This window comes from Clostridium sp. AT4, from assembly GCF_001517625.2.
Taxonomy (GTDB): domain Bacteria; phylum Bacillota; class Clostridia; order Lachnospirales; family Lachnospiraceae; genus Enterocloster.
Genome location: NZ_LN999828.1, coordinates 2,115,822 through 2,137,835, shown reverse-complemented (window position 1 = coordinate 2,137,835; position 22,014 = coordinate 2,115,822). Strand labels below are relative to the sequence as shown.

The following is a 22,014-nucleotide window of genomic DNA, read 5'->3' as shown; positions in this document are numbered from 1 at the left end:
TAGATGAATAACATTTTGCAATTAAAAGGGAGATTCGAACAAAGGCCTAATAATTTCAGACAGGGTGCACTGAAGCTTCCGAAAGGTAAATATGTTTCGGCGCTGCATCTTAGAGAATTATCTGAGCAGTTGAAAAGAATTCTGAATTACTGGGAAACTAACAGGGATATCAATGGTGCTTTAGTCAGTGTACATTATAAACATATTGTTGCAAAGAGTAATAGATTGAAGATCTTACTGTCTGAGAACAGTAAATCTCCTGCGGAATCAATCAAAGGAGTTAAGTTTATCTGGGAACCGGATGAGAATGGAAACGAGATCCAGAAACACGTATTCACCCATTATGTTTCTCTTAAAGCGATCGAAAAAGCAATCGAGGTTTTGAACAGGACAAGCTCTGTTATTGAAACGTATTTTAATGGGGTTATTAACAGTGAAGGAACGGAACAGGCGGCTGAGGCCTCAGCGTGTAGTTTCAATGAAATTTCCAAAACCAGCTTTTTAAAAGCAGTAATAGATGGGTTTTATGTTGAAAGCTTTGATATTGATCGTGCGGAAGAAGAGATAACAGAAGAGTCTATTATAACGATTTATCAGACCGGAATTGAAACAAAGAAATTGTTGTCAAAGTTCGGAATTTATATTGTCGATGAGCGTATTATTGATGGAACCACATTGATGCTTAACCCGGATGAAGCAAAGCTGTTATATAACAATGCATCCTATCTGATTGCTATGAGTGTTACTGATTTTTCGCAGCTTACGAGAGATGAGATATTAGACGATCATGAAGAAACTTATTATGGGGAAAGCCTAATTCCCCATCCTGCAAATGAACCTGTAATAGGTGTTATTGATACACAGTTTAATGAGAATGTGTATTTTCATGAATGGGTGGAATATACAAATCTGCTGGATCCCAATATTCCACTGACTGCCAGGGATTATGAGCATGGAACTGAAGTGAGCTATATTATTGTTGATGGACCGAGTGGAAATCCGGCGCTTGACGATGGATGCGGGAGATTTCGGGTACGTCATTTTGGTGTTGCTACACATAGAGGATTCAGTTCCTTTACCGTATTAAAAATGATAAGAAATATTGTTGCTTCAAATAGAGATATTAAGGTCTGGAATTTATCATTGGGTTCTAAACTTGAAATCAAGCCCAACTTTATTTCTCCGGAAGCTGCAGAACTCGACCGTATACAGAGTGAATATGATGTTATTTTTGTAGTTGCAGGGACAAATGTTCCGGATGGTGAAACAAAAAAGAATATGAAAATTGGTTCACCGGCAGATTCGCTTAATTCTCTGGTAGTCAACGCTGTAGATTTCAGAGGGAAGTCGGCATCCTATACAAGAGTTGGCCCTGTATTATCCTTTTTTCATAAGCCGGATATCAGCTATTATGGCGGTGATGGCCCCGGTTATATGGACAAAATGGTTGTATGTCGTGATGATATGGGAGCAGCCTATGTAAGTGGAACTTCATTTGCAGCACCATGGATTTCGAGAAAACTGGCATATCTGATCCACATTATGGGATTAAGCAGAGAAGTTGCAAAAGCATTATTGATTGATTCTGCCGCCGGATGGAACAGGAGAGATGATATTTCACATAGTATTGGCTATGGAGTTGTTCCAAAACATATTGACGATATTATAAAATCACAGAATGATGAGATACGTTTTATTATGACCGGAGCGTCAGAGGAATATGAGACATATACATATAATCTGCCGGTACCTGTCGTAGATCATGCACATCCATTCTATGCAAGGGCAACTTTGGTATATTTTCCGCAATGTGATCGTAATCAGGGGGTTGATTACACAAGTACAGAAATGGATATACATTTTGGCAGGGTTGTTATTGAAAAAGGAAAAGTGAAAATAAGGCCGATTGATAACAATCAGCAGTCGGAAGATAAACTGATTACTCTTTATGAAGAAGATGCAAGAAAAATGTATCGAAAATGGGATAATATCAAACACATTAGTGAAGAGATTAAAGAAAAAAGAATACCGAGAAAGGCATATGAGTCTGGCCTCTGGGGACTTAAGATCAATACGAAGGAACGCCTGAAGAAAAGAAAAGAACCCCTTCCATTTGGAGTTGTTGTAACATTAAAGGAAATGAATGGCGTAAATCGTATTGATGATTTTATCAAGATGTGTATGGCGCGTGGCTGGCTGGTTAATAAGCTGGATATTGAAAATCAGATAGATATTTATGAAAAGGCAGAGGAAGAGATTATATTTAATTAAAACAAGGGGGCTGTCGGTATTAACCGACAGCCCCTTTTCGACTGATTTTGATTATAAAATTGTCTTTTTTGATTTTTCGGCTGGAGAATTATGGAATCCAAACTCCATTTGCATCCACCCAGAAGTTATCCGGCGTATAGCAGTTTGCATACATTGCGCCGGAGGAGGAATCCAGATAGTAGTACAGGCCGTTTACCTGTACCCAGCCGGTTGCCATGTAGCCGTCTGCGTCAAAATAATACCACTGGCCGTTTACATCCTTCCACTGGGATGCAGGATAGGTTCCGTCTGCGTTCTGCCACCACCAGCGCACATGGTCGGCTGCCTGTTTCCAGCCTTCGGAGACAGAATTTCCGGCTGTCTGTTCAGGGGAAGTTTTCCAGCTGCTCTTGGCATTGTTGCTGGCTTTTACAGAACGCACTTTAAATGTGTAGGTTCCATTTTCCGTCATCCAGTCCGTAAAGTCATAGAAGGTATTATATACGGACAAAGTGGAGTTTCCGCCGTCAGGAGGCGTTACGAGGGAGCCATTCCGATATAACTGAACCTGGAAATATTTAGAAGATTCAACGTCATCCCATACAGCGACCTTTGGATTGTCAGAATCCCAGGACAGGTTTCCGGGGGCAGGCGCGTCGCTCATATCGGCGTCTTCGTCAAAAACCAGCTTTACAGTCAGGATGACAGTAGCTCCGCCGTCTGTTTTTCGGGCGTCTACGAATTTGATCTTGTCAAAGCGGGCTTTGATGGAGCTGTCCAGAGTGAGCTTGAAGCTGCTGGAGGAGGTTCCGGAAAAGGCGTATTCTTCCTCGTCCTCCAGACCAAGGGTAATATCTACCTCAGGAGGATTGGATTTGGACCAGTCGTCCCCTTCATCATTGACAACTTCAACGGCATCTACATAGTACAGATCCGTGTTGTCTCCTGTGGGTGTTACATCTACTTCACCGCCACTGCTGCCGGCTCGGATATCGCTGTCGACGGTCAGGCAGATCTTTCCTACCTTTGTTTTGTTGTCAGCCAGGGCTGCGGGAGCAAAGGCAGAAGAGAGAAGGGCTGCGGTCATAAAAAAAGCGGCTGCCTGTTTGATTCGGGTCATAGTCATCCATCCTTTCCTGTCAGAGTTTATGCATTTAAAACTCTGGTATTTACAAATAATGATACCATCAGTATACCATAAAATGGGTGGTCTGGAAAGTCTACAGAACCGTTGACCGGGGCAGTGAGAAGATAAATTCTGTCCCCACGCCTTCGGTGCTGATCACATCAATATTTTCTCCATGGGACTGGAGGATTTCCTTTACGATGGAAAGGCCAAGTCCGGTCCCTTTTTTGTCTTTTCCGCGGGAAAGATCGGTTTTGTAAAAGCGTTCCCATATTTTTTTCAGGCTGTCCTTTGGAATGCCGATACCGGTATCCTTTACGGAAACGAAAACCTTTTCATACTGTCCTACCGCCTGGATATAGATCACAGAATCATTGTGGCTGAACTTGATGGCATTGTCGATCAGGTTGTACATTACCTGCTGTATTTTTTCCATATCAGCATAGACCATCTGGATATTATCGGAAAAAGTCAGATCAAAGCTGATATTTTTTTTGCCGCAGGTACCTTCAAAGGAGGCTGCGGTATCCTTGATGACACGGTTAATATCAAAGTTCGTCCGCGTCAGGTATCCTCTGGCATCCAGTGAATTTAAGGTCAGCATACTTTCCGTCAGCTTGTGAAGCCGTTCTGTCTCGGAAATAACTCTGGAAATATATTTTTCATACAGCTCCGGCGGAATGGTTCCGTCCAGGATTGCTTCCAGATAGCCTTTGATGGAGGTTAAGGGGGAACGGAAATCGTGGGAAACATTTGCGATAAAATTCCTCTGATATTCCTCCATTTTATCCAGTTCATCTGACATATAGTTTAAGGTATCGGACAGGTATCCCATTTCATCATGGGTCTTTACCTGGATCCGGTAATCCAGATGGCCGGCTGCATATTCCTTGGCTCCTACTGTGATTTTTCGCAGGGGAAGATATACGGTCTGGGTAAAGACCAGAAGGATAATGAGGGACAGTCCGAAAATGGCCGCAGAGGTGATGTAGAGAATGTCCAGAATTTCACTCTGGGAATGGGCAATCTGGCTGACCGGCAGATGAAGGATCACATAGCCGTAGGTAGTGTAATTTCCAATCACCGGAGCAGATACGGTGAGAACGTCCTCATTAAAAAGGCCATAATAATTCCCAATGGTGTAGGAGCGGCTTCCTGAGGCAGTGGGGTCGAAATCTGGGATTACAGTCTGTGTCCGGCTGCCGTCCCGGCTGTCCATAAAAATGGCCCCTTGATTGTCCGCCACCCATATTTCTGCGCGCAGATAGGCGCCCAGACTTTTTAACTGGGAGGAAAAGGCAGCCAGATCCGGCCGTTTTCCGTCGTACATCTGACTGCAGGAGGCTGCAATATCATTTGCCTCATCATAAAGAGCCTCCGACCGCTCCCGCATCAGATAATCTCTGGTCATGCGGGAGGAAAAGGTGGCAATGGTGGTGAAGCCCAGAAGGCCGAAGATCAGATAGCCCAGGATAAATTTGGAGTAGAGTGAACGGGTCATGGTATTACCTCTTTACCTCGAATTTGTAGCCGATGCCCCATACCGTGGTAATGGACCAGTTGGCGTGATCCTTGATTTTTTCCCGCAGACGCTTGATATGTACGTCTACGGTCCGGGTATCTCCGATGTATTCGTAGCCCCAGATGTGATCCAGGAGCTGCTCTCTTGTAAAGACCTGATTCGGCGAGGAGGCCAGAAAGTAGAGAAGCTCCAGCTCTTTGGGAGGCATTTCCACCGAATGGCCTTTGTAGAGTACAGAGTAGTTTGTCAGGTTTACGATCAGATCCGGGTACTCCACATATTCTCCCTGCTGCTTTGGTTCTGTAGAAATGGAGGCAGGGGCTGCCTGATAACGGCGGAGAACTGCTTTTACACGGGCGACCAGCTCTTTGGAATCAAAGGGTTTGATCATATAGTCATCTGCTCCCAGCTCCAGCCCCAGAACCTTGTCAAAGATTTCACCCTTGGCTGACAGCATGATGATGGGAACCTGAGATGAGGTGCGCAGCTCCCGGCAGACCTGATAGCCGTCTATGCCCGGAAGCATCAGGTCAAGAAGGATCAGGTTGGGTTTAAATTCGGGGAATACCTTAAGGGCTTCCTCGCCGTCTCCTACGATCATTGTTTCATAACATTCTTTCATTAAATACAGGGAAATAAGTTCTGCAATATTTGCATCATCATCTACGATCAGAATCTTCTGTTTTTCAGCCATTGGTGAAAATCCTCCTTATGTCATTACTTAAAAGTCACGATGGTAACGCCGGTTCCGCCTTCTCCAAACTCACCCAGGCGGAAATCCTTTACATACTTTAATTGACGCAGCCGCTTGTGACAGGCATTTTTCAGCGCTCCCGTACCGCGTCCGTGAACAACCCGCACACTCGGCATATGGGCCAGATATGCATCGTCCAGATATTTTTCCATAGCAGGCACGGCCTCGTCTGTAGTCATGCCGATGAGATTGACCTCTGTTCCCACGGAAAATGATTTAGACATCCGGATCTGGCCACTTCCGCTGCCATTTCCCTTTGCCTGTGAAAATGTTTTCTTTGCCTTGGAGCCTGCCGCCGTGCCGCCGTAGGTGCGTGAGGAACCGTCTCCAAGGGTGGCGCTTATGTCGTCTTCACGGATCAGCTCCAGATCACGGATATTGACTCTGGAACGGAGAATGCCCATCTGGACAAAGAGATCGCCCTTTGCATCCGGCAGGGTGCTGACGGTGCCCTTCAGGTTCATGGAAAGCACCTTTACGCCGTCTCCGATTTTTAGTTTCTTTGGGGAAATGGGCTGGCTGGGGCCTTTGGCCTTTACTGCCAGCTTATCGTCGGTCTTTTTAATCTGCTCCCGCAGTTTGGCTCTCTGAGCCTCCAGTTCTTTTCCTACGCCGGATTCAGAAGCCAGGCGGTTGATCTCGCGGATGGTCTGGTCTGCCGTCTCCTTGGCTTCTCTTAAAATCCTCTGGGCTTCCTCAGAGGCATTGCGGATCAACTTATCCTTGCGCTCGTCCAGACGTTCTTCCTTCTGGGTCAGGCGGGATTTTAGCTGGGCAATCTCCTCCTTATAGGAGCGGATTTCCTCCTGCTCCTTTTCAATGGTGACGCGGCTGGTTTCCAGGCTGGCAAGAAGATCTTCAAAGGATTCGTCCTTGGCTTCCAGATGGCTTTTTGCATCTTCGATAATGAAATCGGGAAGGCCCAGCTTTTTGGAAATGGCAAAGGCGTTACTTTTGCCGGGAATGCCGATTAACAGGCGGTAGGTGGGCTGGAGCGTTTCCACGCTGAATTCGCAGCAGGCATTTTCCACACCGGGAGTGGTGAGGGCAAAGACCTTTAATTCGCTGTAGTGGGTAGTTGCCATGGTGCGGCACTTCATGTTGTGGAGGAAGGACAGCACAGCAATGGCAAGAGCCGCGCCCTCGGTGGGATCTGTTCCTGCGCCAAGCTCGTCAAAGAGGCATAAGGAACGGGAGTCTGCCTGCTGTAAAATAGATACGATATTTGTCATGTGGGCGGAGAAGGTACTGAGGCTCTGCTCAATGCTCTGTTCGTCCCCGATATCTGCAAATACTTCGTCAAAAACAGCCAGCTCCGAGCCTTCCCATGCAGGGATGTGAAGGCCGGCCTGTCCCATCAGGGTAAACAGTCCCACGGTTTTTAAGGAAACGGTCTTGCCTCCGGTATTGGGGCCGGTGACGATCAAAAGATCAAAATCCTTTCCCAGCCAGATGTTGATAGGGACTACTTTCTGGGGATCTAAGAGCGGGTGGCGTCCGTCTTTGATGTGAATGCGGCCTTTGTCATTAAATACAGGCGCACTGCACCGGTACTGGCGGGACAGGGCGGCTTTGGCAAAGATAAAGTCAAGCTGGGCCAAAAGCTCCATATTCAGGCGCAGCTCTTCTATATGGGGAGCCGCTTCATTGCTTAAAGAGGCCAAAACAGCTTCAATTTCCTTCTGCTCCTGGATTTCCAACTCCCGGATCTCATTGTTCAGCTTCACGATAGCCATGGGTTCGATGAAAAGGGTAGAGCCGGTGGCAGACTGATCGTGGACCATACCGGAAACCTGGTTTTTATATTCAGCCTTTACAGGGAGGCAGTAGCGTCCGTCCCTCATGGTGATCACCGCATCCTGAAGATAGGTGCGGTGGGAATTTAAAATGGAATTTAACTGGGTGTGGATCCGGTCCGCCGCAGCCTTGATGGAACGGCGCACCCTGGAAAGACCGGGGCTGGCTTCATCTGCAATTTCATCTTCTGAGAGGATACAGCGTTTGATTTCATTATTTAAAGGGGTTAAAGGCTCGATGGACTGAAATAAGGGATCCAGGGAGTCAGGCACATATTCAGCCACTTCAGCCTGCTTCGGCGGCTTCTGTCCGGGAAAACGGGGGGTGAAAACGGGGAGGTCCTCTGTATCTCTGCGTCCGTAAGCCTTGGCTCTTGAAGCCACGGTAAGAACCGAGCTGATAGAGAGAAGCTCAGGGATGCTAAGAGAGCTTCCGATTTCCAGGCGCTTTAAGGAACCGCCGATTTCCCGAAGGCCGGAAAAGGAAACAGAGCCCTTTAAACGCACACGGTTCACAGCGTCTGTGGTCTGGGCCTGGCGGGTGCGGATCTCTTCCAGATCAGAAGAAGGGGACAGCTCCCGGCAGAGGGCCTTTCCCAAGGGGGAAGCAGCATGGCTTTCCAGCTGGGTGATTATCTTCGTATATTCCAGGGTTTTTAATGCTTTTTGGTTCATTTTCTATCAATAACCTCCTGAGAGTGGTACAAAATATCCTGTTTACACGGACAAGTATACCACATCCCCCGATATTTACGATAGGGGAAAATTCCGAACGAACAAAAACTTGCATATTAAGCGTGAGAACCGTATAATAAGAGGTGAGATTCTTCGTAAGGAGGAGCGAAATGGCGGATAAGCGTGAAGACAAGGGAACGGACGAAGGCCAGGAAAAACAGAAACCGTTTATCAGGGAGAAGATCGTTCGCCAGCCACCTTCCGGGCGGCAGATCATGAGAAAAATTTTGCTGGTAGGAGTCTGCGCAGTTGTGTTCGGAACAGCAGCTGCGGTATGCTTTTCGGCTGTAAAGCCGATCGCAGACAGAGCCTTCGGCCCGGAGGAGACAGAGCAGGAGCCGATCACCATTGCAAAGGATGAGCCGGAAGCGCAGCAGCCTGTACAGACAGAGTGTGCGCCAGTGCCTGAGGAAACAGAGCCGGTGGAGGATATGGTGCGGTCAGAGATGGAGAAGTATCCGTATTCTATGGATGATCTGAACCGTCTCTACGGAAATTTGAATACGCTGGTTGAAGAGAATGAGGGCTGTGTGGCTTCTGTTCACTCGATTCAGAGGGAAACGGACTGGTTTGATAATCCCATTGAAACTACAGGCCAGTATTCAGGCGTGGTGATTTCCTGCACAAGAGGAGAAATCCTTGTTCTGGTGCCGGATGAGGCGGTAGATACGGCGGATTCCATTGAAGTATCATTTTCAGGCGGAACCATTCTTCCGGGTACTGTAAAACAAAAGGATTCTGTGGCAGATATGGCTCTTGTAAGCGTAAATGCCGCAGAGCTGGAGGACAGGCAGTATGAGCGCATAAAAGAGCTTCCGCTGGGAAATTCTTACGGTGTCAGGCAGGGAGATCTGGTGGTTGCCATCGGTTCCCCGGCCGGTGTGACCGGTTCCAGTGGATACGGCGCTATTTCCTATGTAGTGCGCAGCACAAAAGCAGTAGACGGAAGTACCAGGATCTTTTATACGGATACAGCGGCAGATTCCCAGGCGGGAACTTTCCTTATTAATACGGATGGAGAACTGATCGGCTGGGCGGTGGATGATTATGGGCAGGAGGATCATTCTTCCATGACAGCCGTTATGTCCGTATCGGATTATAAGGGGGCCTTGGAACTTATGAGCAACGGTCTTCCTGTGCCTTACTTTGGTATACTGGGACAGGAGATCACGGCAGCCATGGCCCAGAAGGGAATGCCTAAGGGCATCTATATTTCAGAAGCCGTTATGGACAGTCCGGCTTATAATGCAGGCCTTCAGCCGGGGGATATTCTCACAAAGCTGGGAGATATGCCGGTGACAAATCTGAAGGAATTTCAGGGGCAGGTGGAAAAGCTCCAGGCAGGAACGAAGATCATTGTAAACGTACAGCGCAGCAATGGCAAAGACGAATACAGGGAAATCCCCTTTGAGATAACCGTTGGAACCAGATAAGTGCGGTGTGGGAGTCCGAACGAAGCGGACTCCCTTTTCAGTAAAAGAGAGATGAGGTATGAAAATGAGATATATTGAGACATTCCATGAAGGAAATCATATTTCCGATATTTATTTATGCAAGACAAAACAGATTCAGCTTACAAAAACAGGAAAAGAATATGGAAATCTGATCCTTCAGGATAAGACAGGCACCATTGAGGCAAAGATCTGGGATCTTTCTTCTCCGGGAGTAGGGGAATTTGACGCAATGGACTATGTGCACATTGAGGCAGATGTGACGCTGTTTCAGAATGCAAACCAGCTGAATGTGCGCCGGATCCGCACAGCCAGAGAGGGAGAGTATGTGGAGGCGGATTATCTGCCTGTTTCTAAAAAAGAGATTGGAAAGATGTATGAGGAGCTGCTGGGATTTGTGCGCAGTGTGAAGAATCCATGGCTGAATCAGCTTTTGTCAGGGTATTTTGTGGAAGATAAGGAATTTGCCAAGGCGTTCCAGTTCCATTCCGCGGCAAAGACCGTTCATCATGGATTCGTAGGAGGACTCTTAGAGCATACCTTAAGTGTGGTAAAGCTCTGCGACTACTATGCAGGGTATTATAAGACATTAAACAGGGACCTGCTTCTCACCGCAGCCATGTTCCACGATATCGGAAAGATGCAGGAGCTGTCACGTTTCCCTGAAAATGATTATACCGACGACGGCCAGCTTCTGGGCCATATTATGATCGGCACGGAGATGATTTCCGAGCGGATCCGCCAGATTCCGGATTTCCCGCCCAGACTGGCGTCTGAGTTAAAACACTGTATTCTGGCCCATCACGGAGAGCTGGAATATGGTTCACCCAAGAAACCGGCTCTTTTGGAAGCGCTGGCACTGAATTTTGCAGACAATACAGATGCCAAGATGGAGACAATGATCGAGGCTCTGGCAGCAGGCGGAACGAATAAGGGCTGGCTGGGCTATAACAGGCTTTTAGAAACCAACATCAGAAAGACAACGGAGTAAGGAAAGTGGAAAAAAATCAGGAATTTACAGTTACCATTGAAGATATGAGCGAGGACGGCTCCGGTATCGGAAAGCTTGACGGCTACATCTGGTTTATCAAGGATACGGTCATCGGCGACCAGGTGCGGGCGAAAGCCATGAAGATGAAAAAATCCTATGGTTTTGCCCGTCTGATGGAGGTGATCACTTCTTCTGCTTTTCGGACAGAGCCAAGATGCCCTGCGGCCCGTCCCTGCGGGGGCTGCCAGCTCCAGGCCATGAAATATGAGGAGCAGCTGGCATTTAAAGAGCGAAAGATTAAAAATAACCTTATGCGGATCGGCGGTTTTAAAGAGGAAGAAATCCCCATGTTTCCAATTATTGGAATGGAGGAGCCCTGGCGGTACCGCAACAAGGCTCAGTTTCCTTTTGGAATGAATAAAAACGGAGAAATTATAACCGGATTTTATGCGGGCCGCACCCATGATATCATTGAAAATGCGGACTGCCTGCTGGGGGTACAGGAAAACAGGGGAATACTGGAAATTATCAAGGCATTTATGAAGGAATATAGGATCAGGCCCTATGATGAGAAAAGCCATCAGGGTCTGGTTCGCCATGCCCTGATCCGAAAAGGGTTTAAGAGCGGTGAGATCATGGTCTGTCTGGTGATCAACGGAAAGCGCCTGCCCCACGGGGAAGAGCTGGTAAAGCGGCTGTCGGCTGTTTCAGGAATGACCAGCATTTCTTACAGTATCAATGAGGAAAAGACCAATGTGATCATGGGAAAAGAGATTGTAAATCTTTATGGTCCAGGGTATATTACAGATTCCATTTCGGATGTAACATATCAGATCTCCCCCCTGTCTTTTTATCAGGTTAATCCGGTGCAGACAGAAAAGCTGTATGGAACAGCCCTGGAATATGCGGGCCTTACGGGAAAAGAAACGGTATGGGATCTGTACTGCGGCATTGGAACTATTTCCCTGTTCCTGGCCCAGAAGGCGAAAAAGGTATATGGCGTGGAGATTGTCCCCCAGGCCATTGAAGATGCCAGAAGAAATGCCCGGTTGAATGGAATGGAAAATGTGGAGTTCTTTGTAGGAAAGGCAGAGGAGGTGCTGCCGGAGCAGTATGAAAAGAACCAGATCTATGCCGATGTGATCGTGGTAGATCCCCCAAGAAAGGGCTGCGACCAGATGTGCCTGGATACGATCCTGAAAATGCGGCCCGAACGGGTCGTTTATGTCAGCTGCGATTCCGCTACCCTGGCAAGAGATCTGAGATACCTTGTGGATGGGGGGTATGAGGTGAAGAAGGTTAGAGGGTGTGATATGTTTCCGCAGGGGGGACACTGCGAAACGGTTGTAAAATTGGAGCGGGTAAAAAGAAAATAGGAGAATTGTGAGGCGAGAAAATTGGAAAATCGAAATCGGATGGGAAAGAATAAAGAGGGTGTAATTTTCCCTGTTGCTCCAAATCTTTCTGACATGAGTGGTGCCTATTTGGAATTTATAGAAGAAATTAAAAAAGAGATTCAACATCAGCGACTAACTGTTGTATTGAATGCGAATTCAAGTATGATTTGTCTTTATTGGCACATAGGAAAAGAAATTCTGCAAAAACAGGAAAAGGAAGGCTGGGGAGCGAAAATTATAGACCGTATGTCAAAAGATTTGAAAGAAGCATTTCCAGATATGTCCGGTTTTTCGCCAAGAAATATCAAGTATATGAGAAAATTTGCGGCCTGTTGGCCTGATTTTGAAAAGGTGCAGCAGGTTGTTGCACAAATACCATGGCGAACAAATTTAAAATTGCTTGATAAACTGAGTACACAGGAAGAACGAATTTGGTATGCTCATAAGACTATTGAAAACGGTTGGAGCAGTAATGTATTGGATTTTCAGATACAGAACAGATTACTTGAGCGTACTGGGAAAAGTGTGAACAACTTTCCGGCCGCATTACCGCCGGCAGATTCGGATATGGCAAACCAGATTTTCAAAGATCCATATTTATTTGATTTTTTAGGTACCGATATGCCAAGACGTGAAGTTGAAATTGAGCGTCAATTGGTAGAACATATTCAGAAATTTTTATTGGAACTGGGGCAGGGTTTTGCGTTTGTAGGCAGACAGGTACATTTGGAAGTGGGAGGACAGGATTTTTATATTGATTTGCTGTTTTATCATTTGAAACTTCGTTGTTATGTTGTGATTGAATTAAAGGCCTGTGATTTTGAACCAGGATTTATCAGTCAGCTTAATATGTATCAGAATATCGTAAATGATATTTTATGCCATCCAGATGATAAGCCAACGATTGGTTTGTTATTGGTGAAAGGGAAGAATAAGACGGTTGTTGAGTATTCTTTGACAGGATATCAAAATCCGATCGGTGTTGCAGAATGGCAAAATCAAATAGAAAAGGAATTACCGGAAGAATTAAAGAGTAGTTTACCGTCTATTGCAGAAATCGAAAGGGAACTGGCGTAATTGTGCAACAGGTTGTTGCATAATTTGGATGATGTAACTATCCGGAAATTTCGACAGGTTCGAAAAGAATGAAGGGGCATTTGGAGTTTTGAAAAACGATTATGAATTTCAATGATTTTTACTTCGAGGAAAAACCAAGGTAAAACAGGAGATTCTTTTGCTCTGTAGGGGGTATAACATTAATAAACTGCATGCAAAAATCCAAAAAGAACGCACAGAAAGTTAGCTTTTCCCAGTAAAAGAAACAGCCTGAACAGCCAAAAAAATGGAGGCTTTTTTAAAGTACGCCAAAAATCCGGAAGAATTTCCAAATGAAAAGAATTCTTTCCGGATTTTTTCATATATAGAGCGAGGGCATCGCTCAATCATCTAATTTGATGATTTTGCGACACCCTCATAATAAATAGCTTTTAATTATTGAGAAGTTCCTCCCTTTCAATTCAACGGCTCAATCACAGGCATTGTTTTCGAAGCGGGAGCGGATTCTGCCGGTTTGGATTCCTGAGTGGCTTTGGAAGCCTCTGCCGCTTTGGTGGCCTCTGCGGGTTTGGAAGCTTCTGTTGCTTTCGCAGCAGATGTAGCTTTGGAGGTTTCTGTATTTTTGGAAGCTTTTGTCTCAGATTTTGCAGCTTCCGAGCTCTTGGACGTCTGAGCAGTTTTTGAGGTTTCTGTGTTCTTTGCAGCTTTGGTAGATTTTGTGGCCTCTGTACTCTTAGGAGCCTTCGTGGATTTTGTAGCTTCCGTGCTCTTTGCGGCCTTTGCATTCTTAGCGGTTTCCGTACTCTTAGACGCCTTGGTAGACTTAGACGCCTCTGTATTCTTGGAAGTTTTGGAAGACTTTGCGGCTTCCGTGCTCTTGGACGTCTTTTCCTTATCGGAATTGGAGGTTTTCTTGTCCTCCTCCTTTTTACTTCCGTTTGTTCCGTTTTCTCCGTCTTCCGGGAAATCTGTTTCCCGGCTGTCTGTGTCAATGCCGGAGGTGCTTAAGGAAAAAGCGGACTGATTTGCATTTCCGGCCATATCTTCCAGATATACGGTCAGGGAACCTTTCTCCAGATCAAAGGTAATGCGGCCGGTTTCCTTGTCATAGCTGACAGGAGCTGTCCGTTTTCCAGCATCATCCGTAGCATAAACAGCCTCATAATTGATTCCGGAAATATTGTCCTCTGCGATCAGCTCCAGTTTACCGTCTTCCATGACCACAGTTTCTTCATCGATCGAGGGAGCTGTGTCATCTAAGACTGCGATATGCTCGTTTTGACGGGCAGGCATACCGTTCCAGCCCTCCACATAGATTTCCAGAGCGCCGTTATTTGTTAAGGCAGCATGGTAAACGCCGCCTTCTTTTTTGAATTCAATATCCTGGGATTCCAGGGTTGTGGTAAGTTTCCGGATAGGAATCAGTGACTTTACCTTAAGGGAAACATCTACGGTTTTGTAATCAGTGGTGTCCCCTACAGTCAGCTCGATTCGGGGGGAAGCGGTCACCAGAAAGAGCAGAAGAAGATTGAAAACAATAAACGGCAGCACATACCATAAAAGATTGTGAAGGAACCGGTTTTCATTTCCGGAACGGCCGTTATTGCTGGTTTTGGGGCTGCGCCGTGAGCCGCGTGAGGCCGGTGAACGGTCGCTGCGGGGCGCTGTATAGGATGAATGGCGGTCCATTGCCTTTGTCCTCCTTTGAAGTTTGGTCAAAATACCACTATAGCATAGCAGAAATTGTCTGGTCTTACAAGGAAAAATTGCTCTTGTAAGAGTGTTGTAAGAAAGTCTGTGGGGAAAAGGGATGAAAACAGGAGCAGAATATGATATGATGAAAATGATACTACATATGCCAAAATATTCCCGGAACGGGAAGGGCACAGGATGATCCTCAGGGGTCTAGCGAGAAAAGGGGCAGAGCCATGATAGAAGAAGCAGCAGCATTTGCGGCGCAGGCGCACCATGGAACATTCAGAAAAGGGACACAGATCCCGTATATTACACACCCGATGGAGGCAGCTCTGATCGTATCCGGGTTTACGGATGATCCGGAGATGATCGCGGCAGCGCTTTTGCATGATGTGGTTGAGGATACGGGCGTGACAGAAGAGGAGATTAGGGAGCGCTTCGGTTCAAGAGTAGCCTGTCTGGTGGCAAATGAGACAGAGGATAAAACAAAATGCTGGAGGGAACGGAAGGGAGCTACCATACAGCATCTGAAAAGTGCTCCAAGAGAGATTAAGATCCTGGCTCTTGGGGATAAGCTCAGCAATATGCGCTGTACGGCAAAGGATTATCTGGTTCTTGGGGATGAAATCTGGCAGCGGTTTAATGAAAAGGATAAGGCCATGCACGCCTGGTATTACTGGGGGATTGCAGATGCATTGGATGATTTAAAGGAACATCTTTATTACAAAGAATATATTATGCTCTGCCGGACTGTATTCGGAGCGGGGACATGAGGTCAATGAAGCAGGAAGTCCATTGGCTTTAGGCGATGGACGGTCTACTGGAAGCGGCAGACAGTAAGGAGAATGAAAGAATGAGCAATTTAAAACGAAACGGCAGGATTTTGGCGCTGCTTGTCATAATGGGAATCCTGTTTGGAACCCAGGGAATGACGGCACTTGCAGGAACCATGGGAGTAGGGGCGGCGGCAGGTCCGGCCGGCGGGCCGGGCATGGAAGCAGCGGGCCCATCAGATCAGAACGATGAGCAGGAAAAGCCGTCTGAAACAGATGGGGTACAGAGTGCGGAAGGTCAGCTGGCCGGCGGATCCGAAGCCCAGGGGGAATCCGGACAGTCCGCTACCGGATCCGAAATTCAGGATACAGCGGATCATTCAACAGCCTCATCTGACCTCCCTCTTCAGGTAAACTACAGTATTTACTCCCCGGTCCAGGGATGGAGCGGTACGGCTGCGGATAATCAGGCATTGCAGGCTCCTTATGGAAGCTGGGTGGCAGCTATGAGGGCGAATCTGATCAATATTCCGGCAGATGCCCAGGTAGGCATCCGCTATCAGGTAAATTTAAGCGGGACCGGCTGGCTGGATCCGGCAGAGGATGGAGCGGAGGCGGGAAATGCGTCTGCTGAGGCGCCGCTGGAAGCGATCTGCATGGAGCTGTATGGAGCGTCTGCAGCATCATATGATCTGTATTATAAGGTTTATCAGAATGGTACATGGACGGATTGGGCATTAAATGGAGCTGTGGCAGGTACGGAGGGAGCTGGCCTGAGGATCGATGGAATCAGGGCTGCGATCACGGCAAAGGACGCCGGAGCGCCTCAGGCAGCCATGAACGCAGTCGATCCCTCCAGACCTATGATCGCCCTGACCTTTGATGACGGCCCGCGGACTTCGGTTACCAGCCGGATCCTTGACAGCTTGCAGCAGAATGGGGGACGGGCTACATTCTTTATGGTAGGTACCAATGTGGACTCCAATGCCGCAGTGATCCGCCGTATGGCCGAACAGGGCTGTGAGGTCGCAAACCACACCAATGACCATAAATATCTTACAAAAATTGGGGCGGAAGGCATTCGCAGCCAGGTAGGTTCTGTGAATCAGAAGATTGCTTCTGCCTGCGGTGTGTCTCCGGTACTGATGCGTCCGCCAGGAGGATATGTGGACGGCGCATCACTGTCTGTATTAGGCTCTATGGGTATGCCGGCAATTATGTGGTCTATTGATACGAGAGACTGGCAGCACCGTAATGCTCAAAGAACCATTGATACGGTTCTGGATCAGGTAAAGGATGGAGACATCATTTTGATGCATGATATTTATGAGCCAACGGCACAGGCGGCAGAAGTTCTGATTCCTGAACTGACAGCCAGAGGTTATCAGCTGGTAACAGTCAGCGAACTGGCTTCGTTTAGGGGCGGTATCCAGCCCGGACATAAATACAGCCAGTTCCGTTAAAAATACTTGCAATTTGAAGCATACATATTTATAATGTCTTTACCGGGCGGAGTTCCCTCCGTCCGGATCTATTTTCTAAAGTCTTCAGCGTTTTATACATCAGATTCATTCATTTCTTAAATTTCCAAAGGTCTCCCACACCAGGATATTTGATTTGAAAACAAAACCGCACATTGGCAATTAGATAAAAGCAGAATACACTGCAAAAGGCGGAAAGCCAAACAGGTATTTTATGTAAATCAGATAAACCAAAACGGGGGAACAAATATGAACGAATACAAAAACAGAAGGCAGCTTTTATGTCTGGCGGTCACGGTGGGAATGATGTTTACTGCTGTCAATGTATCATCCAAAACGGTCTGGGCCGCTGCAGAGCAGGTGATCGAGTATGATCCGAATCAGGAGGAAAAGACACATCCGGGCTCCATTATTTTAAAACAGAATTTGAAGGAGGAAGACTTACCGTCGTTGAAACAGCCGGAAGCTTCCTATACAGATGAAAATGGGATTCATTACCGCCTGGCGGACTGGGAGGTGCGTGAGCTGCCGCCGGAAGCTTCCCGGAGCCGTATGCTTGAAAAAACGGAAGTGTACCGGGAGGTAGAAGGAGCAGAGACGCTTCCACCCTATGTGGACAGCAGGCAGGAGGAAAATGGCGCAAAGATATCAGGACGGCTGTATATGCAGGAGAGTCGGGTACTGGGGGAGGAGTGGAGAGAGGATTTTCAGGCGCCTGTGACATTTTATTCCTATGGAGCAGATGAATATGAATTGGGTGGAATAAAAATTTCCGGGGAAGATATCCTGGATTCAGCTTTGGCAGAACAGGAGCTTCTTTTAGGAGAAATGGGGCTTTCGTCCGAGGCTTACCATATCACATCTATGGATTGGGATGGGGAAAGCTTTATGGATGAAACGGGCCAGGTCTGCCGCAGGGCGTCGGCAAGGGGAGAGAGGCTGCTGCGTGATTACGAGGCTGTATACAGAGGACAGGTTCAGGTTGTGGAGCCGGTTTCCTATGAGGTGTCCGCTGTGTATGAACCTGCGGAACTGGGGAATATTTCTAATTCAGAAAAAGAGCAGGAAGAGGCATTGGTTTTAGAGCCGGAAGCGACAGAAGAGCCGGATCCATTTTTACGCTGGATCCGAACCGGAGTGACTGTTACGGCTGCATTGGGAGTTTCAGGCATATTGTTGGGGATTGTTCTGTATTTTACAGGGAAAAACAGGCGTAAAAGCCAGGAAGAGGAGCTGAAATATAATTAGGGCTTAATGATTTTTTTATAGAATTCTAAAGAAAATTTCAAAGAAAATACATAGTAAAAACACAGATTGCGTAGTAATATGTATCGTGTATACAGAAATGTATGGAGAGGAGAGTTCATTTATGAAAAGAAAATATTTTATGATCGCAGTGATGGCAGCTGCCCTTGGAATGACTGCCTGTTCATCTCAGAAAACAGAGACTGAGGCAGCAACGGCTACGACAGCCGCGTCTTCGGCAGCAGAGACAACCACGGCAGAGGCTTCTTCCGAGGAAGAGGAGGCAGAGACGGAGAACTTTTACGGTATTGTAAAGACAGTAGAGGATACGGTTATTACAGTAACAGACGATGCCGGAACAGAAGCCGGATTTGACGTGTCCGGAGCAGAGCTTACCGGAGCAGAGGCCATCGGTGAAGGCGATGAGGTAGATGTTTACTACACAGGAGCGCTGGGAGAAACGCCGGCAAAGGCCGTAGAGGTTGATATTGTGATTTCCGCAGCAGAGGAAGCCGAGGAGGAAGCTGCTGAGGAGGATGATCTGACAATCACGGGAACCATTGAAAGCACAGAAGATGGAAGCCTTGTTTTAAAGACGGAGGACGGTTCCTATACCTTAAATACCCTCATTGCCCAGACGGTCACAAAGGACGGCGTCAAGGCCGGAACAGAGGCAGATATTACATATTATGGAGATCTGGAAGATGAGGAAGTTCCCGCAGTCGCCACAAAAATTGTGACTGCAGACGCCAGAGATACAGAGGACGCGGGAATTAAGACCCTTACCGGTACCGTAGCAGAGGCAGAGAGCAATCATGTGGTTCTGGATACAGAGGATCCGGAAAATACCTTCTTTTCATTTGTGGGAGAAGATGGGATGTTTGACGGCTTAAAGACCGGAGATACGGCTACTGTGATCTATGAGGGTACATTAACAGCCAAGACCATTAAAGCATTAGGACTTAAAAAGTAAATAATTTCTTTTGCACCCGCCTGTTGGAATCGTTCCGGCCGACGGGTGTCTGCATATAAAGGATTCTGTAAAAAAATTAGCACTCGACTCTTGACACTGCTAATAATGTGTGTTATAGTACGCATAGAACAAAGAACAGAAACACGATTCCGCAGCAGAAAGGGGAATGGCGTATGAATATCAATAAATTTACACAAAAGTCCATGGAGGCGGTGCAGGGCTGTGAAAAGCTGGCGTATGAGTACGGCAATCAGCAGATCGATCAGCCGCATCTGCTTTATAGTCTCCTGACCTTGGATGACAGCCTGATCATGAAGCTGGTTACGAAAATGGGAATCCAGGGAGATATGTTTAAAAATGAGGCCAAACAGGCCATTGAGAAGCTTACAAAGGTAAGCGGCGGCGGCCAGCTTTACATCAGCAATGATTTAAACAAGGTACTGATTAACGCTGAGGATGAAGCAAAGGCTATGGGAGACGAGTACGTTTCGGTGGAGCATTTGTTTTTAGCACTTTTAAAGCAGCCCGGACGGGAAATGAAGGAGCTGTTTAAGACTTATGGAATCACCAGAGAACGGTTTTTGCAGGCGTTGTCCACCGTCCGGGGCAATCAGAGGGTAGTCAGCGACAACCCGGAGGCGACCTATGATACACTGGAAAAATATGGTTATGACCTGGTAGAGCGGGCCAGAAACCAGAAGCTGGATCCGGTGATCGGCCGCGACAGTGAAATCCGCAACGTAGTCCGTATTCTGTCCAGAAAGACAAAAAATAATCCGGTGCTGATTGGTGAGCCCGGCGTAGGTAAGACAGCCGTTGTAGAAGGTCTGGCTCAGAGAATCGTCCGGGGCGATGTGCCGGAGGGCTTAAAGGATAAAAAGCTCTTTGCCCTTGATATGGGAGCCTTAGTGGCAGGAGCCAAGTATAGAGGCGAATTTGAGGAGCGTTTAAAAGCAGTTCTGGAAGAGGTAAAAAAGAGCGAAGGCCAGATCATCCTCTTTATTGATGAGCTTCATACCATTGTGGGAGCAGGAAAGACAGAGGGATCCATGGATGCGGGCAATATGTTAAAGCCCATGCTGGCAAGAGGCGAGTTGCACTGCATCGGCGCTACTACCTTAAATGAATACCGCCAGTACATTGAAAAGGATGCGGCCTTAGAGCGCCGGTTCCAGCCGGTTATGGTGGCAGAGCCTACGGTTGAGGACACCATTTCCATTCTCAGAGGACTGAAGGAGCGGTATGAGGTTTACCATGGCGTAAAGATCACAGATTCCGCTCTGGTAAGCGCAGCCATGCTGTCCGACCGCTATATTTCCGACCGTTTTCTGCCCGATAAGGCCATTGACCTGGTAGATGAGGCCTGTGCAATGATCAAAACTGAAATGGACAGTATGCCCGCAGAATTAGACGAGCTGTCCCGCAGGCTGATGCAGATGGAAATCGAGGAAGCAGCATTAAAAAAGGAAACAGACCGCTTAAGCCAGGATCGTCTGGCAGATTTACAGAAGGAGCTGGCAGAGCTGCATGATGAATTTACAGCAAAAAAGGCTCAGTGGGAAAATGAAAAATCCAGCGTAGACCGCCTCTCTGCTCTCCGTGAAGAGATTGAGGCTGTAAACCGCCAGATCCAGGATGCCCAGCAGAAATACGATCTGAACAAGGCGGCAGAGCTTCAGTATGGAAAGCTGCCCCAGCTGCAGAAGGAGCTGGAGGCAGAGGAAGAGAAGGTTAAAAAGGAAGATCTGAGCCTGGTTCATGAGAGTGTGACAGAGGATGAGATTGCAAGAATTGTGTCCAAATGGACCGGCATTCCTGTGGCAAAGCTTACAGAGAGCGAGCGCAGCAAGACCCTTCATCTGGATCAGGTGCTCCATAAGAGAGTCGTAGGACAGGACGAGGGCGTTGAGAAGGTCACAGAGGCCATTATCCGGTCAAAGGCAGGAATTAAAGATCCTACGAAGCCCATTGGTTCCTTCCTGTTTTTAGGCCCCACCGGCGTAGGTAAAACAGAGCTTGCCAAGGCTCTTGCAGAGTCACTGTTTGATGATGAATCCAATATGGTGCGCATTGATATGAGCGAATATATGGAGAAGCATTCTGTGGCACGTCTCATTGGAGCGCCTCCAGGATATGTGGGCTATGATGAGGGCGGACAGCTTACAGAGGCTGTGCGCCGCAAGCCCTACAGCGTAGTGCTGTTTGATGAGGTGGAAAAGGCCCATCCGGATGTATTTAATGTGCTGCTGCAGGTACTGGATGACGGACGGATCACAGATTCTCAGGGACGCACGGTGGATTTTAAAAACACCATTATCATTCTTACTTCCAACATCGGCTCCCAGTATCTTTTAGAGGGGATTGATGAGAATGGCTCCATCCGCCCGGAGGCTAAAGAGGCTGTGATGAATGACCTGAGAACTCATTTCCGTCCGGAGTTTTTGAACCGTCTGGATGAAATGATTCTCTTTAAGCCTCTGACAAAGGAAAATATTGGAAGTATTGTGGATTTATGCATTGCGGACTTAAACCGCCGTCTGGCAGACCGGGAGTTAAAGCTGGAGCTTACAGAGACAGCGAAGGCCTTTATCACAGAAAACGGCTATGATCCCGTATATGGCGCCCGTCCTTTAAAGCGGTATCTGCAAAAGAATGTAGAAACCCTGGCAGCAAAGCTGATTTTAGGAGGAGGGCTGCGGGAAGGCGCTGTAATCGTGATCGATGTATCGGAGGATGGAAGCAGGCTTATCGCTTATACGGAATAAAAAG

The 22,014-nt window shown here is 47.3% G+C and carries 15 protein-coding genes; 10 read left to right on the top strand and 5 right to left on the bottom strand.

The window, feature by feature from the left end; all coding sequences use genetic code 11:
* The first annotated feature begins 3 nt into the window (after window positions 1-3).
* Window positions 4-2,271, top strand: coding sequence for a S8 family peptidase (locus BN3656_RS16330; RefSeq protein ID WP_066550562.1), 2,268 nt, complete (start codon window positions 4-6; stop codon window positions 2,269-2,271).
* Window positions 2,272-2,359: 88 nt separating this feature from the next.
* Here the strand turns inward: BN3656_RS16330 and BN3656_RS16325 are convergent, their stop codons facing one another.
* The 4 genes from BN3656_RS16325 to BN3656_RS16310 form a co-directional block, all read right to left on the bottom strand.
* A complete protein-coding gene (locus tag BN3656_RS16325) occupies window positions 2,360-3,370 on the bottom strand; it encodes a hypothetical protein (protein WP_066550560.1) in 1,011 nt (336 codons plus the stop codon).
* A gap of 100 nt (window positions 3,371-3,470) precedes the next feature.
* A complete protein-coding gene (locus tag BN3656_RS16320) occupies window positions 3,471-4,877 on the bottom strand; it encodes a HAMP domain-containing sensor histidine kinase (RefSeq protein ID WP_066550557.1) in 1,407 nt (468 codons plus the stop codon).
* Between the two features lie 4 nt (window positions 4,878-4,881).
* The gene (locus BN3656_RS16315; RefSeq protein ID WP_066550553.1) at window positions 4,882-5,592 is read right to left on the bottom strand and encodes a response regulator transcription factor; all 711 of its coding nucleotides are present in this window, start codon (window positions 5,590-5,592) and stop codon (window positions 4,882-4,884) included.
* 23 nt (window positions 5,593-5,615) lie between these two features.
* Complete coding sequence (locus tag BN3656_RS16310) at window positions 5,616-8,123, bottom strand: endonuclease MutS2 (protein WP_066550552.1); 2,508 nt, start codon at window positions 8,121-8,123, stop codon at window positions 5,616-5,618.
* A 170-nt stretch (window positions 8,124-8,293) separates the two neighbouring features.
* Here BN3656_RS16310 and BN3656_RS16305 point away from each other — a divergent pair, with 170 nt between their 5' ends.
* The 4 genes from BN3656_RS16305 to BN3656_RS16290 all read left to right on the top strand — a co-directional run bounded on the left by BN3656_RS16305 (window position 8,294) and on the right by BN3656_RS16290 (window position 13,099).
* Window positions 8,294-9,616, top strand: coding sequence for a trypsin-like peptidase domain-containing protein (locus BN3656_RS16305; RefSeq protein WP_066550550.1), 1,323 nt, complete (start codon window positions 8,294-8,296; stop codon window positions 9,614-9,616).
* Window positions 9,617-9,680: 64 nt separating this feature from the next.
* A complete protein-coding gene (locus tag BN3656_RS16300) occupies window positions 9,681-10,625 on the top strand; it encodes an HD domain-containing protein (protein ID WP_066550998.1) in 945 nt (314 codons plus the stop codon).
* Window positions 10,626-10,630: 5 nt separating this feature from the next.
* The gene (gene rlmD, locus BN3656_RS16295) at window positions 10,631-12,001 is read left to right on the top strand and encodes a 23S rRNA (uracil(1939)-C(5))-methyltransferase RlmD (protein ID WP_066550547.1); all 1,371 of its coding nucleotides are present in this window, start codon (window positions 10,631-10,633) and stop codon (window positions 11,999-12,001) included.
* Window positions 12,002-12,040: 39 nt separating this feature from the next.
* Entirely contained in the window at window positions 12,041-13,099 is a 1,059-nt protein-coding gene (locus BN3656_RS16290; RefSeq protein WP_066550544.1) for a PDDEXK nuclease domain-containing protein, read from the top strand.
* Window positions 13,100-13,534: 435 nt separating this feature from the next.
* Here the strand turns inward: BN3656_RS16290 and BN3656_RS16280 are convergent, their stop codons facing one another.
* Window positions 13,535-14,767: a hypothetical protein gene (locus BN3656_RS16280; protein ID WP_066550540.1), complete on the bottom strand. Its 1,233-nt coding sequence runs from the start codon at window positions 14,765-14,767 to the stop codon at window positions 13,535-13,537.
* Window positions 14,768-15,006: 239 nt separating this feature from the next.
* Here BN3656_RS16280 and BN3656_RS16275 point away from each other — a divergent pair, with 239 nt between their 5' ends.
* From BN3656_RS16275 to clpB, 5 genes are all read left to right on the top strand, one after another.
* Window positions 15,007-15,546 carry an HD domain-containing protein gene (locus BN3656_RS16275; RefSeq protein ID WP_066550535.1) on the top strand — a complete coding sequence of 180 codons (540 nt, stop codon included), beginning with the start codon at window positions 15,007-15,009 and terminating at the stop codon, window positions 15,544-15,546.
* Between the two features lie 80 nt (window positions 15,547-15,626).
* Window positions 15,627-17,009, top strand: coding sequence for a polysaccharide deacetylase family protein (locus BN3656_RS16270; RefSeq protein WP_066550532.1), 1,383 nt, complete (start codon window positions 15,627-15,629; stop codon window positions 17,007-17,009).
* 267 nt (window positions 17,010-17,276) lie between these two features.
* Window positions 17,277-18,275: a hypothetical protein gene (locus tag BN3656_RS16265; protein ID WP_066550529.1), complete on the top strand. Its 999-nt coding sequence runs from the start codon at window positions 17,277-17,279 to the stop codon at window positions 18,273-18,275.
* A 121-nt stretch (window positions 18,276-18,396) separates the two neighbouring features.
* The gene (locus tag BN3656_RS16260; protein ID WP_066550526.1) at window positions 18,397-19,245 is read left to right on the top strand and encodes a hypothetical protein; all 849 of its coding nucleotides are present in this window, start codon (window positions 18,397-18,399) and stop codon (window positions 19,243-19,245) included.
* Between the two features lie 173 nt (window positions 19,246-19,418).
* Complete coding sequence (clpB, locus tag BN3656_RS16255; RefSeq protein WP_066550519.1) at window positions 19,419-22,010, top strand: ATP-dependent chaperone ClpB; 2,592 nt, start codon at window positions 19,419-19,421, stop codon at window positions 22,008-22,010.
* Window positions 22,011-22,014 lie beyond the last annotated feature (4 nt).